The 14,314-nt window shown below is 58.0% G+C and carries 14 protein-coding genes and 1 pseudogene; 8 read left to right on the top strand and 7 right to left on the bottom strand.

Annotation, left to right across the window (positions count from 1 at the left end):
• Positions 1-37: 37 nt before the first annotated feature.
• Positions 38-271 (bottom strand): annotated as a pseudogene (locus F7R26_RS16400) (SgcJ/EcaC family oxidoreductase); the annotation flags it as partial.
• 760 nt (positions 272-1,031) lie between these two features.
• Between F7R26_RS16400 and F7R26_RS16395 the strand changes: the two are divergent.
• The 4 genes from F7R26_RS16395 (at position 1,032) to F7R26_RS16380 (ending at position 3,703) form a co-directional block, all read left to right on the top strand.
• Positions 1,032-1,913, top strand: a complete 882-nt coding sequence (locus F7R26_RS16395) for an NmrA family NAD(P)-binding protein (RefSeq protein WP_150990922.1) — start codon at positions 1,032-1,034, stop codon at positions 1,911-1,913.
• A complete protein-coding gene (locus F7R26_RS16390; RefSeq protein ID WP_241754345.1) occupies positions 1,910-2,317 on the top strand; it encodes a hypothetical protein in 408 nt (135 codons plus the stop codon). Before F7R26_RS16395 ends, F7R26_RS16390 begins: the two co-directional genes overlap by 4 nt.
• Before the next feature lie 67 nt (positions 2,318-2,384).
• Positions 2,385-3,098, top strand: coding sequence for an SDR family oxidoreductase (locus F7R26_RS16385; protein ID WP_150990924.1), 714 nt, complete (start codon positions 2,385-2,387; stop codon positions 3,096-3,098).
• A 143-nt stretch (positions 3,099-3,241) separates the two neighbouring features.
• Positions 3,242-3,703 carry a MarR family winged helix-turn-helix transcriptional regulator gene (locus F7R26_RS16380; protein WP_150990926.1) on the top strand — a complete coding sequence of 154 codons (462 nt, stop codon included), beginning with the start codon at positions 3,242-3,244 and terminating at the stop codon, positions 3,701-3,703.
• 949 nt (positions 3,704-4,652) lie between these two features.
• On the opposite strand, the gene F7R26_RS16375 is transcribed toward F7R26_RS16380, so the two are convergent.
• The 3 genes from F7R26_RS16375 to F7R26_RS16365 form a co-directional block, all read right to left on the bottom strand.
• Positions 4,653-5,588, bottom strand: coding sequence for a hypothetical protein (locus F7R26_RS16375; RefSeq protein ID WP_150990930.1), 936 nt, complete (start codon positions 5,586-5,588; stop codon positions 4,653-4,655).
• Positions 5,589-6,614: 1,026 nt separating this feature from the next.
• Complete coding sequence (locus F7R26_RS16370) at positions 6,615-7,325, bottom strand: hypothetical protein (protein WP_150990932.1); 711 nt, start codon at positions 7,323-7,325, stop codon at positions 6,615-6,617.
• 17 nt (positions 7,326-7,342) lie between these two features.
• A complete protein-coding gene (locus tag F7R26_RS16365) occupies positions 7,343-7,636 on the bottom strand; it encodes a cyclic-phosphate processing receiver domain-containing protein (RefSeq protein WP_150990934.1) in 294 nt (97 codons plus the stop codon).
• Positions 7,637-7,684: 48 nt separating this feature from the next.
• On the opposite strand from F7R26_RS16365, the gene F7R26_RS16360 reads away from it, so the two are divergent.
• Positions 7,685-8,521 carry an NYN domain-containing protein gene (locus F7R26_RS16360; protein ID WP_206702494.1) on the top strand — a complete coding sequence of 279 codons (837 nt, stop codon included), beginning with the start codon at positions 7,685-7,687 and terminating at the stop codon, positions 8,519-8,521.
• 376 nt (positions 8,522-8,897) lie between these two features.
• Positions 8,898-10,004 carry a restriction endonuclease gene (locus F7R26_RS16355; protein WP_150990936.1) on the top strand — a complete coding sequence of 369 codons (1,107 nt, stop codon included), beginning with the start codon at positions 8,898-8,900 and terminating at the stop codon, positions 10,002-10,004.
• Between the two features lie 472 nt (positions 10,005-10,476).
• On the opposite strand, the gene F7R26_RS16350 is transcribed toward F7R26_RS16355, so the two are convergent.
• Positions 10,477-10,761 (bottom strand): hypothetical protein, encoded by a 285-nt coding sequence (locus F7R26_RS16350; protein WP_150990939.1) that lies wholly within the window; start codon positions 10,759-10,761, stop codon positions 10,477-10,479.
• Positions 10,762-11,176: 415 nt separating this feature from the next.
• Here F7R26_RS16350 and F7R26_RS16345 point away from each other — a divergent pair, with 415 nt between their 5' ends.
• Positions 11,177-12,127, top strand: coding sequence for an IS110 family transposase (locus tag F7R26_RS16345; RefSeq protein ID WP_193692084.1), 951 nt, complete (start codon positions 11,177-11,179; stop codon positions 12,125-12,127).
• Positions 12,128-12,239: 112 nt separating this feature from the next.
• On the opposite strand, the gene F7R26_RS16340 is transcribed toward F7R26_RS16345, so the two are convergent.
• On the bottom strand, positions 12,240-12,650 hold the full coding sequence (locus F7R26_RS16340; RefSeq protein WP_150993592.1) for a hypothetical protein: 411 nt from the start codon (positions 12,648-12,650) through the stop codon (positions 12,240-12,242).
• A gap of 544 nt (positions 12,651-13,194) precedes the next feature.
• On the opposite strand from F7R26_RS16340, the gene F7R26_RS16335 reads away from it, so the two are divergent.
• The gene (locus F7R26_RS16335) at positions 13,195-13,392 is read left to right on the top strand and encodes a DUF1484 family protein (RefSeq protein ID WP_150993594.1); all 198 of its coding nucleotides are present in this window, start codon (positions 13,195-13,197) and stop codon (positions 13,390-13,392) included.
• Between the two features lie 112 nt (positions 13,393-13,504).
• Here the strand turns inward: F7R26_RS16335 and F7R26_RS16330 are convergent, their stop codons facing one another.
• Positions 13,505-13,900 carry a hypothetical protein gene (locus F7R26_RS16330; RefSeq protein ID WP_150993590.1) on the bottom strand — a complete coding sequence of 132 codons (396 nt, stop codon included), beginning with the start codon at positions 13,898-13,900 and terminating at the stop codon, positions 13,505-13,507.
• Between the last annotated feature and the right edge of the window lie 414 nt (positions 13,901-14,314).

Here is a 14,314-nt window from a genome sequence, read left to right as displayed (position 1 = left end):
CTGTTTCGTTCCTGCAATTCACTTGGCGATGCCGTCGTCACGGGGTCGCTGCGGTTTCTGCTGCCAGCAGGTTTGCGTCGCGGGTGAGCCGCCAGCGTCCGTCGGGGTCTTTGCGCAGGATGGTCAGCGTGTAGCCGGAGCGGTGCATGGCTGGGCTGCCGTCAGGCGGCGTGACAGTCATGCGGATGTGGTTGCGGAGATAGGCCTAGTTGCCCAGGACTTGGCCTTCCTGGATGTCGTAGGTGCGACTACGGAAGTTCGGGGCTGAGTCGGGTCGATCGAGCGCTGGCCGGCGACGAACTTCCGAGTTCGGCCACAAAGGGACAGCCGTCGGATCTGTCGCTCAGACATCTGGATGGCAGCCTTGCCGTCGGAAGCAGCCGTTAACTATTCGAGAGCTGCTCGCGTAGCGGCGCGGGGGGGGCAGCGGCGGTCCGCCGGCCCGATCTCTGGCCTCGAGGCGCCTGCATAACGTCCACGGTCCCATTCACCACTCTGCGCTGAACCGCTATTCACTTAAACCAACCAGCCTCCACGACTCCCGGGGCGGTTCAGTGTCTGCGTGGCCAGGACGTACCGCATGCCGCATAGAGCCATGACGGAGATTCTCAAATCCTTGACGCTGCGTGGTATCGCTCAGCCGCTGGACGACCTGACGGCGCAGGACTCACTGTCTATTAGAGCATCGTTCCCATTCTGTCTCGCCTGCTGGAGGCAGAACCCACTGAGCAGGAAGTGCACTAGAAGGCCTGAAAGATGAAGGTGGCCCGCTTCCCGGTCATCATGGTCTAACTGGCTGCGACTTTAGTTGCGGCGAGTCCGACGCGGCACTGTTGGGGCAACTCTACCGCTGAGAAGCCCTTGAACCCGCCCACAACATCGCGCTGGTTCGCCACCCCGGGACGGGCAAAACGCTCTTGGGAGTGCCATCCGGACAGGCCGGCGCTAGGCAATTCTTGACATTACGAGCATATGCTCCTACTCTTACCACAAGAGAGCATATGCTCTCATTTAAAAAACGGAGCGAAACAATGAACGAACCTGACATTCTTGTAAGCGGTGCAACCGGGCGCACTGGAGGTGCAGCCATCGACGAACTGCTCACGCTCGGCAGACGAGTGCGGGCCTACGTCCGCACGGACGACGATCGCGCTGCCGCCTTGAGGCAGCGTGGAGTGGATATCGCTGTTGGCGATTTCACCAGTATTGACGCGATCCGCGCGGCGATGGAGGGCATCCGTTCGGCGTATTTCCTTCATCCGATCGCGCCAGGGATCATCAGCGCTGCCGCTTCCTTCGCGCAGGCAGCGAAGGAAGCGGGCGTGGCGGCGATCGTCAACATGTCACAGATTTCTGCACGCCGGGAGTCTGCAAGCCACGCCGCTCAGGATCACTGGATTTCCGAGCGTGTTTTCGACTGGTCGGACGTTCCGACTACGCACCTGCGTCCCACTTTTTTCGCCGATTGGCTGGTATATCCGCACTTTGCGAAGGAGATCTGGGCCAAGAAAAGAATTGAGTTCCCCTTTGGCCACGGCAGTCATGCGCCGATTGCCAGTGACGATCAGGGCCGAGTGATCGCCCATGTGCTGGCAGCGCCTGAGGCCCACGCAGGAAAAACCTACACGCTCCATGGCCCCGTCGAGATGGACCACACGGAAATCGCAGCAGCGATGAGCGAGGTACTTGGCGCTCGCATCGAATACACACCGACTTCAATCGAAGAGTTTCAGTACAAGATGGAGAACCTCTACAGATTTCCGCCGTTCCTCACCCAGCATTTGGTGGAAGTGGCGCAAAACTACCAAGAAGGAATTTTCTCTGGTACCAACGACGTTGTTGCGAGGATCACCGGTAAGCCACCGCTCTCGGTCGAACAGTATGTTGCACAGAATCGCGCTGCTTTTGCATGAACGTTGTCCTGCAACGATTGGAGATGAACGTGTCCGATTCACGGAATGAACGTCACCCATTTCTGGATGATCTGACGGCAGACGCGGAGCTAGCGAGTTCCGTGTTGCGTGATCGCGTTGTAGGACGCGATGACATCAGGCTCCTGATCAATGCCGTTGGAGCTCTCTACGGCTCCCAAACGCCAACGTTCCTTGAAACCAGCGACGTGCGGCTGGTGCTCGAATACGAGGCTGTTCTGACAAGCGGCGAGAAGCTGAGCGCAACCGTCGTTGCCGACCGAAATTCTGATGGATCGGTGCCGCGAGTAAGCGTACGAATGTCCCCGCTCGGTGCTGTCCTAAACATCGCTACGCATCTGCGGGAAATGTTCTCGGAGCGATTTCCAGAAGAGATTTTTCTTTGATACCACGGGCGCGTTGGGGGCCGGGATCTTCGCCTCCGATGGCTCGCACCACTAATAAGGAGTTGTCATGGAAGTGAAGAACGCAACTGTCTTCATCACCGGCGCCAGCCGTGGCCTTGGCTTGGAGTTCGCTCGCGAGGCGGTTCGTCGCGGGGCGAAGAAAGTTTACGCTGGCATGCGCAACATCACCGGATTCGATGAACCAGGTATCTTGCCGATCAAGATTGACGTCACAGATAGAGCATCGATCGCCGCAGCCGCGAAAGTAGCCGCCGACACCACGCTTCTGATCAACAACGCCGGCATTGCCGCCCTGATAGATGGGCCTCTCGCGGCCGACACAGAAACCCAGTCCCAGCAGATGTTCGATACTAACTACTATGGCGTCGTGCGTGTCTCTCAAGCCTTCGAAGGGATACTAGCAATCAAATCACATGCGGCAATCATCAACGTCCTTTCCGACATTGTGTGGCTGCCGCGCCCCTATCTGACGCCGTATGCCGCGTCAAAGGCAGCGGCGTGGAGCTTCACGAACCAGCTTCGCTTTCACCTGAAAGAGCGTAACATCCACGTGCTCGGCCTGCACGTCGGCTTCGTCGATACAGACTTGACCAAGGGCATTGACGTACCTAAGGCGAGTCCGGATGATGTTGTTCGGAAGACCTACGACGCTCTAGCCGCCGGCAAGAGCGAAGTAATGGCTGACAAAGGCACTGCAGTCCTGAAGAGCACCCTCGCGGCCGAAGTGCCTGGGTATATCGTACCGCCGGACGGAGTGTAGACCGTCCGATGACGATGGCCGTTTTGCACGCGTATCGTCCGGTCAGCCGACCCGAGTATCTGAGTGCCCCGGAGCCCGGCTCGGCGCAAGCTGCTCCAAGTTTAATGCATGACTAGCCCAAATAGATAAGGAGTGGAACCGCGATGTCGCTGTTTAACCAGCCGCTTGGAATCGATCAGTGCAACTGCTTCGCCGCTAGGAAGGCAAGCAGGCAGATCTCGCGACTCTACGATAGCCATCTCGAACCGGTGGGTCTGCGCATTACACAATTCCTGACGCTTGCGGCACTGGACGAGGTGGGAAGTGCCCCAGTCAACGCGCTGGCCGAGAGACTCGATATTGAGCGGACGGCGATGGGAAAGATGGTTGGCTTTCTCGAACGCGATGGCTTCGTGAAAATCAAGCCGTCGCCAACGGACGGCAGAATCCGACTGATTGAACTCACCAAGGACGGTCGACGGCTGCACGAAAGAGCAGCCCCGTTCTGGCGAGCTGCACAACGGGAGTTCGAGGAACTAAACGGCATAGAAAATGCGACCGCACTGCGTGAAGGGCTAAAAGCAGTGGTCGTAGGCGACGACAAGGAACACGCGGCCGGAGATTAAAATACGCGGGCAAGTAGTCGAGTACCGACGTGGCGTGACGTCATCCGCCATGTCTTGTTCATGGAAACCGCTCGATGCCGCATCCGGCCGACAATACCCCGGCCGAGGTCGACGACTTCGACCGCATCGGCACAGCCAAGTCGAACATGTCAGCCAATCGGCCAGCCCAGCGAGACCCTGGTTCTTCTCTGTCGAGCTCTATAAGCGGCGAGCAGCTGCTTTACACTGGGTTGCGGCCGCACGGTAGAGTGCGGTTCAGTGTCCCAAATGGGTCGACTACGGAAGTTCGGAGCTGAGTCTGGGCGATCGAGCGTTGGCCGGCGACGAGCTTCCGGCCAGTAGAGGTCGTTCGACTACCAATCCGAAATCGACGACAATCCTGTACCGAGCACGAGTTCCTCAAATACGCCATGGAACAGTCCATCACGCTGAATGTACCAATCGATTTATCGGCTGAGGAATGGCAGAAGGTTGCAGCTGTCTATAAGACACTAGACGGATGGATGGCTGATTCCGATGGAGCGCACTGGTATGGTCGCGAGGGTGATGCACAGTATATTTGGGCATCTGCGGAACCTAGCGGGCTCCTCTTCTGCGGCCGGCTTGAATCGGACTTATGGCTTGGTTGGGTTACAGTACTTTGTGCCCGATTGAGTCTTGCGCTCGGTCGCGAAATCTACGACGCCGAAATGTAGATAGTGCAGAGGCTTGCTCTTGCGTCCGCTTCCGAGAGACTTCACTGTCCGGTTAGAGCCGCGGCCGACGTCACATAGGCGGATTACGGGCAGTTTGAGTCATCTGAAGGCGCGGCATCGAATGACCGAGTCGGCCGAAACTCGGTCGGTCGCGGAGCGAATTACAGGCGCCGAGAATGCGCTTTTTGATTTCCGCTCGCAACCCCGCAGATCGGCGAACCAAAATTTGACGCCTTGCGCCACGCTCTGCAGCCCTACCAGTACTTGCGGCCGCATAGGGTACCGGATCCATTGCCTCTGTCGAGAATGACATCTGGCATGCTGCCCTGAGCGGGTTCCTGCTCGTAGAAATCCGCCAGCGCCCCGCATACAGCTATCGAGTGTGCGCGCAACTGATCCAGAAGAGTGACATAGCCGCTGGCAGGATTGCGATTGACGCAGGCTTCCTGCTCAGCCTTGACCACGCAGTTTTGATATTGCGCACGGGCACGCAGGAATCTGTTCCCCAGATTTTGACTCTGCACGATGTTGGCCGAAACGGCGCAATCAGCGCCGAGTCTGAACGTGAAGCTCGCATACGTTCCGGTCTCGTCGCTAGCGCTCCCGTGGTACGTGTATACGGAGACGCCGTCGGTGGCGTTTGCCGGCTTCGCTTCAGGCAGGTATTTCCTGACATCGCGATAGGTAATGCAGGTAAACGATGGTAGCCCTGAAAATTCCAAGTTGGCCTCGTCGCCTAAGAATGCAGGTCGGTTTCCACATGGCGCCACTCGCCGGATGTCATATTTGAGCGTTGCGTCCCCTACACCCGAGGGCAGATTGACGATAAATCCCGGCACCGGCATGTTCGGGACGCCGGTTGGTAGATTTCGATACCAAGACCTCTGGTCTGAAACGATCTTGATTTTCCGGGCGCCAACCGCTCCTTCTTTACCTGTGCACAGTTCGAGACCTGGCTGCAACGCCGTCGGTTCTTCGTGAAGAGAGATGCCGAGGTGTTCCGATGTCGCGGCGATATCGAAGAGCCTGCCGTCATCGGTGATTGTCTTCAAACGGTTGAAGAACTGGGAGAGGACATCGTCGCCCGTGCCGTGCAGATCATTGGCCAATGCCGGGCCTGCCGCCAGGAAAAGGACTACAAGCGGGAGCCGTGAGGCGCCGATTCTGAACCGTTTGAGGAGATTCGACATGGTAGTCATTGAACGTTAGCGGCGGGGGCGTTCGAAGCGGAACGTATATACCGCTTCGAACAGGCGCTCTTGAACTGTAAGCTGGCGTCTACCCGAAACACTGCAATGCCCTGCCACTGGTCGGCTTTCTCTGCGAGTATCGCAAATGTCGCGCCGTGCCAGTTTCGGTAGAAAACGTAAGAGCCTCGACAGTTTCCAGCCTCCGCTGATAATAGATCGAGAGTAGGACTGTTAATCAGCCGATAGCCGCCGCCGGCACGTTCCAAGTAAGTATCTCTTATGCACCTGGCCGAGCCAATGTATCGAGCGACTCTCACAATCGGTACGGGCCTTCCAGCAATGGCTATGCGGGAAACATGTCCCGTCACGCCGGAATAGGCCAGTAGGTCGCCTTTCACTGCTTCTGCCACCCCGTGCCTGGGATCGTTCGACCAGAATTGCTCGGCCGGAACATCACCAGAGGAGCACCATCCGGAGCCGTTGAAACAGAGAGGCACACGCCCGATCGCGAGGCGGGATTGTGACGAGCCGTTCTCGTCGATACGAATGGCCTCCTTGCGGAAATGGGTGCAAGTCTCACTCGCGCTGATGGCACCTCCACATTTCACGAAAGGCAGCAGACCGGCACCCGCCTGCATCTTCCGCCAGAGGGTCGTCATAGTCCGTCCACCACAATCCACACAAGCAAACACTCTAACAAGGATATCCCCCGCGCCCGGGCACGCTGAAGTGGGGTGTCACGGTTGCACAACGCCGATCGCCGAATCGGCGACAGACGGCCGCGAATGTCTTGAGCGGCGACTAGCCCGGGCGCGGTCCCGCTCATGCCAGCGGAGCGGATTGGCCGCTTCAGTGGGAAGCAGCCGACCCATCGCAGATCTTCAGATTTCCCGAACCGGTCCTCGGTTGAAAAAGCGAGAACTGACAAAGCCCCTGCGCGGCCTCGAATCGAAATCCCTGTCCGAACCACAGTGCCGCCTCAAATTGATGACAGAGCGCGCTGGTCTCCGTGGGCACAAACCACAGTCACGCCGTCACCACCGCTGCCTCGTCGGCGACAGCGAGCTGCAAGGGCAAATGTTCGCGAATAACCGGGGCCCACTGGCGCCAACTGAAGAAGGCGCTCGGGTGACGGATAAGGAGTAGCTTCAGCGCGCGGCCATCGTCAGCAATAGTAACCAAGCGCGGCCGCGTCCGCCCGACCTTCGCCGGCAAGCGGCTCTGCTTGAAGGATGCCCCGCGGAGCCGGATGGCTTCCACCAGTGCGTCGACCTTCTTGGGCTCGAGCCCATAGACAATGGCCTGGTCGACCGCCATCAGGTGAGACAGTTCGAAGAACTCGTGCCAGCCGTTCAGATATTGGGCGTAGGTCGGCCGTTTCTTGATGGACATAAGTGGCTGCAGCACCAGGTTGTGGTAAGCCACCGTTGACCAGAGCGCACGCTTTTGCTTCTCACTTGGCTTGGACGCGCGGTAGATAGCCCGCTCGATGTTGCGCACGTAAGGGGAGTCGCGTCGATAGTTCAGGGCATGCCGGCGGTGCGTTTCCCGCAGGCCATCGGTTTGCTTGTAACGCGTATCGAACCCCTCGCCCCAGTTGTAGACGCTCTCGCCGACCACCATGGTCCGCACCGACGAGGTTGAGAACTTTGACCCAACCCAAGGCCACCAGGGCAGGCTGGGGCGGGCGGCGAATGCGGCGTCAAATGAAGGGTCCAGCAGATTTTCAAATTCCATAACGTTCAGTAAGGCTGTCAGCGGCTGGCCAGCCGCTCAATGGCGAGCACGCCGGCCCGCATCTTGTCGACCGCCGAAGAATTCGCGGAGTGCACGATGATTCTTGGTGGCTTGAACCCGCGCAGCGCGACGGCCTCTTCAATCCACAGGATGACATCGTAGCCGGTGCCCCGGGCGTCGTTGCCCAGGTCATGGTCCAGGCTGATTTCCTCGACGACCCCGCTTTCGAGCAGTTGGATGGTCTCGTCTGGCCAATAAACGCGGCGCCACCCGTCTGGCGTTGGCCGCTCATCGTCAAGGAACACCTTCATGATTGCTTAACCCTGAAGAGGGGTGCATCAGCACGGAAGATATGCATTATGCTGAAGTCTTCACATTTCGCCTATGCCAATATGGTTGCCCCCAAACTTGTAGCCAAAATAGAAGCCGAAGAGCCGGCGCTGCGGCTTGCCGTCCTAATCGACGCTGACAACGCGCAAGCTGCGGTCATCGAGGGCATTCTCGGGGAAGTGGCAAGATTCGGGGAGGCAACTGTGAAGCGCATCTATGGTGACTTCACATCGCCGCACAGCGCGTCCTGGAAGAAGGTCCTCCAGAAGTACGCCATCAAGCCGGTGCAGCAGTTCGCATACACGACCGGCAAGAACGCAACGGACTGCACTCTCATCATTGACGCGATGGATTTGCTGTACACCCGGCGCTTCGATGGCTTCTGTCTCGTGACAAGCGACAGTGATTTCACCGGCCTCGCGACCCGGATTCGGGAAGAGGGGCTGGTTGTGCTGGGCTTTGGGGAACAGAAGACGCCGGATGCGTTCCGGAGTGCCTGCAACAAGTTCGTGCTCACGGAGGTGCTGCGGCCTGCGCCGGCGGAATCCATCCCGCCTGCGGCCAAGCCCGAGCCCACAGTGGCTCCCGCACTACCGTTGGCGGCAGCCGTTACCCCAGCCGCGGCGCCCAGTTTCCCGCAGGACTTCATGCTTTCCGCGCTCGACCAGTCGTCCGACGAGAATGGCTGGGCGCATTTGGGCACCTTTGGCAGTTACCTCACGAAACTGCAGCCGGACTTTGACTCCCGGGTCTATGGATTCAGGAAGCTATCCGACCTGGTGAGGTCGCGGCAGGACATCTTTGTGACGGAGGAGCGCGCGGTACCCGGACAAGCACAGAAGCAGCTCTACTTGAGGCCCAGGTGAGGTCGTGGCGAGGACTTAATGAGGGAGTGGGGCCCTCGTACGGCAAGACGCGGCACGCATCGTGCACCAGGGAAGTTGAAGTCTCAAGTGCGACCGGCCGCTATTAGCCAGCCGCCGCGCTTCGAGGCTACCTGACTGCAGTCAGCGTCGGCGACCTGCCGATAGCGGCCCAGGGCGGGAGCGAATTCGGGCGGCGGCGTTTGGGCCAAATCCGGACATCCGCAGCCGCGAATTCGATCGCATAAAACGAACATTCCCGACCCGCTCCACACTAGGGGATAGGCAAGCTCTGCGGTGTCCGTCACAATTTCTTCGATAATCCCTCATTCCGACGACCCACCACAGTGGTCACCGAACCTTACAACGGACCTCTCCAATGACTCTCTCGACGAATTCCAGCGGATTTCAGTTTGAACAGCTTGTGCGGAGAATCCTTGAAGCCAATCATTTCGACGTTCACGAGGCCGGACTGTCGATTGGCCTGGAGACAGGCAAGCGCGCCATCGTGGTGTCGTCGAGCGGCGGCGTGCGGGCCGATGCCAACGCGCGAGGGCAGAGCGCTGGATTCGACTTTACAGCCACAATGGGCAATGAAATTTGGGCGATTGAGGTTAAGTTTTACCGAACTGCTAGAGCCCAGGTCACGTTGCTGGAGTCGGCAGCCGCACGGCTGGCCGCAAGAGGGATCATTGCGGGTGCTAGGAAGGGCATGCTTGTGGTTTCATGCCAACTGTCCTCGGCACTTCGCACTACGTTGGAAGATAGGTTCAGCATCACCTTCATCGATCGCGTGGATCTACTGAACTGGGCCGCAAGGGCACCAGAACTCCTTGACGAACTGAACGCCCTTCTGGAGCTTGATTCGATCGCAATACCTGAGGCATCGGAAAGACCCACCGAGCCGACTCAAACCAGCAAGCGTCTGCCCGAGACAAGTCCGCCAGAAGACACCAAGGGTACAGAGCTTTGCCAAGAACTGAAGGCGCTTAAACGCGGTAAGAGCACTTGGTCTGCTTATGAAAAGCTCTGTGATCGAATTCTCAGGTATCTGTTCCCGAATGATCTTCACGGCTGGCATCGCCAGAAGCGGACGGATGATGGTTTGAACCGCTTCGACTATATTTGCCGCATTCGTCCGACAACGGACTTTTGGCAATTCCTGCTGCACCACTTGGACAGCAGATACGTCTTGTTTGAGTTCAAAAACTACGCGGACAAGATCAAGCAGGGACAGATACTGACAACAGAGAAGTACTTGCTTGAGCGCGGCCTTCGCAGAGTTGCGATAGTCCTAAGTCGAGCGGGTGCGAGCACTGATGCGATAAAAATGACCCAAGGTGCCATGCGTGAACATGGCAAGCTGATGCTGGTGATCGATGACGGGCAAATCATCGACATGCTCCAGATGAAAGAGCGGGGCGAGGATCCTACGGACCGTTTGTTCGAACTTGCCGACGACTTCCTTCTCGCACTCCCGCGCTGAAAATCGCCGGTAGCATGAACCTGGTTAAAAAATACGCTCTGGATGTCTGTATCGGCACGTAATGCACGCGTGCCATTGCCGACGGCAGCAAGCTACAAAAGACGCCCATCGGGCTACGAAGTCACTTCGGGCGCCGGCAACTTCCCCAAAGCGGGAGGCATCCGAATTCAAGTGTAAGCCACATTGTCCTTGTAGCTTCGGTGACCGACCGCTTAGGGTTGTACTACCGCCATTGACCACTTCTAGAGTGGATGACCGCGTTTCGGCCATTGCAGCCGTCCAGCCTAGTCAAAGTAAATGGCCGAGAAGGGTTCAGACGGATACCTGCCGCGTAACTGCAATCATCCCTGACCAGCCTATTGCGGGGGTTCGCTCTTTTCAGAAGTATGCGCTCGGCGTGGTACGTGAGGGCCGGGGAGAGAGCCGGCCGCTCGGGCTCCCGGGTGTTCCATCTCCACCGGGTGGCAGATCACTAGTCTCGGAGAGGCGCTTCGATCTTCTTGTCCTGCAGTTGATATTCTAAGGTGCTTCCCTTCGGCACGCCTAATTCAATGAGCTTCCGCTTCAGAAAGGGGAGTCCTTCGCCGAGGTCTATCAACTCGACGTCGACACCCACCCACTCTATTTTGCGCTCCTTCGAAAGAGAACTGCCACCGCCCGTCACTTCACCGAGCTTAGCTTTCTTCAAGGCTGCATCGAGTGGATCTTCGTACTTCTTCCCCCTCTCAGTCGGCATGATCGATTCGTTGATCTTCACGAATACGAATGTTGTAGCCGACTGGGCCAAGGCGACACTCGGTAGGAATAGTGCCAGAAGGAGCGAGAGGATTCGTTTGAGGATCATAATATGGAGCAAACCTCCGAGTTCGACGGTGCGCACAGTCTTGCAGGCAAGTACGGTGGGCCGACGCGTTGGCCAGTGCGAGGCGTCTCGCATCCTCTTACGTACGTGCTGGAATTAACCATTGATGGCGGGGAAGCGAATCACCGCGCCCCCTTGTATGTCGGAAAATATGTCCTGGAAGCCTCAGATCGATGGCCCCATGCCCTGGGCGAAAGCCCAAGTTCGAGGGAGAGCGAGGATCGAGGCTTCCATTTTTGATAGCGTTTAGCCTAAGCCCGAACGGTTGGATGGCAGCACGCCGAATGGTCACAAGGATGGGATAAGCCAAATGGATATCAAGGTTGTAGGAATCGACGTTAGCAAGAACACGCTGGATCTGGACTCTTTGCCTGACAGCGCGAGCTTGCAGTTCATCAATGACGAAGCGGGTATCGCTTCGCTGTTGGCATACCTGGCCGAGCACAACGACGAAGGTCAAATCGATCGCATCGTGCTTGAGGCGACAGGCGGTTATGAAACCAGCGTCAGTATCGCGCTGGCTGGTGCCGGATTGCCGGTCGCAGTTGTCAACCCCAAGCAGGTGCGCGACTTCGCCAAAGCTTGCGGGATTCTGGCCAAGACCGACCGGCTCGACGCGCGCGTGCTGGCGCGTTTTGCCCAGCAGATCCGGCCGCCAGTGCGTCCGTTGCCCGACGAGGCGCAGCGCGAATTTGCTGACCTGTTGGACCGGCGCAGCCAGCTCGTGGTCATGCGGGCGCAAGAGAAGGCTCGAGTCGCCACTGCGCCGCCGCTTGCCATCAAGAGCCTGAAAGAGCATATCGAATGGTTGGACGCCCGTATCAAGTCGCTCGATATCGATATGACCCACAAGCTGCGCACCAGTGACGTATGGAAGCACAAAGTGGAATTGCTTAGCAGTGTGCCGGGCATTGGCAAAGTCAGCGTGTTCACCCTGCTGGGGCGACTGCCCGAGTTGGGTAAGCTCAACCGCCAGCAGATCGCAGCGCTGGTCGGCGTGGCGCCGTTTAACGACGACAGTGGCAAGCGCCGGGGACAACGCTACATCCGCGGCGGTCGAGCCGAGGTGCGCAATGTGCTGTACATGGCGACGGTAACTGCGATTCGTCATAACCCTGCCATCCGTAGTTTCTATGAGCGCTTGAGTCTTACCGGTAAGCCATTCAAGCTCGCCGTGACTGCCTGCATGCGCAAGCTGCTGACAGTCCTCAATACCATGGCGAAGACCGGTCAGCCGTGGGAAAACAAACTGCCCGCTTGACACGGTTGCTCTCCCCCCCCCCCGTTTTTGAGCCGGCCCTTCCAGACCTAAGTCAGGGATCCGACTTGGCGATTGACGTGAGCGGCGCCGGAAGGGCACGCTCGAGAAAAGTCTAAACCCTAAAAATTTCGACGATTTGATCCCGGTACGCACGCCACTTCTCCAGGCCCGCAGCAGGGTGCTCCGATTGGTCGAGGAAGCTACTGTTCGTAAGATCAATGGCTTGACAACCAATGCGTTCGCACAGATGGAGGATTCCACCAACGATGGCCTTGTTGGCGCGCACGTGAAGGGTAAGGATTTGTACTGGATCAGCTTTCCCAATATTGAACTCAATTGAGCCGGGCCCACCATCGTAAATACCCCAAATGGGATCGGTCCAGTTCGTTCCTGGAAAAGCCTCCGATACTGCAGCCTGTACTTCGGACAGTGATCCTAAAAGAAGCGGCTGCTCATTGTCGGGAATTTCGTCGACAGTGTTATATCGCTGACTGAACTTGTGTAATGAAACGTCCCAGCTCATTTTGGCACTCCTTTGATGCTCCGGCATTCTTGATGGGGTCCAAGCAGACATTGTCGACGATCTACACACTGATGTCGAATGTCCGCATTAGCCGAACTCGGACGTCGGCGTTTCGTTCCAATTCTGTTCATAGAAGCCATCATCACGAGTCCGGCGGTCGGTCGATTCGAACTCCATCGGGCCCGTCAGTGGATGCCCTGAAGCCAACGCTGGTGCTGACGCGCTCGACCGCGTAGTCCCCGCCGATTGACATCCTCCCCAAACCTCCCCGACAATCCTCACTCACCTCAAACAAAGGTGACCAGGAGTGGAAACCTGCGAAAGCATAGGCGACCAGCCGCCGCACGCGGCTAATTTTTCTATGGAACCGCAATGTCCAACTCCTCCGCTCACATTCGTCAGTCCATCCCCTCGCACTACCCCGAGCGCACACTCACCCTCTCCCGGCAATCCGATCTCCTTGCCGACCTGATCCGCATCACCTTCCCAGCGGACACCCCCACAAAGCTAAGCGTCCAGGAGCTATGCCTACCAACTAGATGCGCTGCGCAACGACGCCCAAGGCATCGCGCAGGAAAGCTGCGCCGACTTGCTACGCGTTAGCGCGGGCCTTGGCTCCGTTCTGAGGCTGCTGGATTACGACAGTGACGAGGTAGAAGACAGTCACGGCCTGCATTGCTTGCTGACGCCGTTGAAGCAGCAGTTGGATGCGGCTTTGAATCGGGTGCAGGGGTTGCTTTGAGGTAGGGGGAGGAGGGGCTGCATAGGTTCGGCGCGTGTCGCTCCTGTGGCCCCTCCCCAAACAGCCGGTTCCCGGCTGTCATTCCACGAACGGAAGCAGGCGCCTTCGTTCGCTACGGGAGTCTAGCCCGTAGCCAGTCCCAACGTGTCGGCGGCAGTGTTACATAGCCCTTGCCATCGTGCGCGCCGATGTCATACAGCACATGGTCGTGAAACCAAAGTAGGCGCGGAGCGTTGGGGTCAAGGTACGTGCGTTCTGCGAGTAATTCATCGCTACGCGCAGCATAAAGGCGAAACAAAGTGCCGTGCTCACGCGCCAGATAGCAGGTTTCACCGATGTAGTCGCCGGAATCCTCCCGCCGGCATTCGTGCGCAGTGGATCTGTCTCTAACATCCAAGCCATAGAGAACAAGAAATACAGCAGCGGCGAGCGCCGCCAGCCTGATCGCCGAACGTAGCCGAGGATCGGCTTTGCGAGGATCGGCCTTGATTTTGGTGCCTGTTTTCATAGATCGAACTCCACAACAAGCGGATCTTGACGGATGCGTTCAGCCATTCGCGAAACGCCAGAAGCGTCTTTCGATGCGCGATGTCGGCGGGTGCACAGGCGCCTTCGGTTTCGGCGGAGTGGGCGGAGATGGGGCGGTTGCGGAGGAGGGTGGCAGGGTGTCACGTAGGAAGTTAGAGCGCTTCCACGTCCTCGATGGGGCAGCATGTGCGGCTCGCGGCTGAGCACCCACAGTGTGCTGAATGAACTGAACGGTAGCCGCTTTTCTGATCGTTTCATAGCCGCCCTCATCGCCAAATTTCTCATCGAATTTCGTACTTGTCCGATTGCGGCATAGCGTTGCTCGCTGCAGGATACCGTCTTGGTATTTGTGAAAATCACTTGCGGATCGATGCGCCAGCACTGGCGCAAGGCA

It is taken from the genome of Cupriavidus basilensis (assembly GCF_008801925.2).
In the GTDB taxonomy this organism is placed as follows: Bacteria; Pseudomonadota; Gammaproteobacteria; order Burkholderiales; family Burkholderiaceae; genus Cupriavidus; species Cupriavidus basilensis.
Note: the sequence above shows the minus strand (reverse complement) of the source record. Positions and strands in the feature narration are given on the sequence as shown.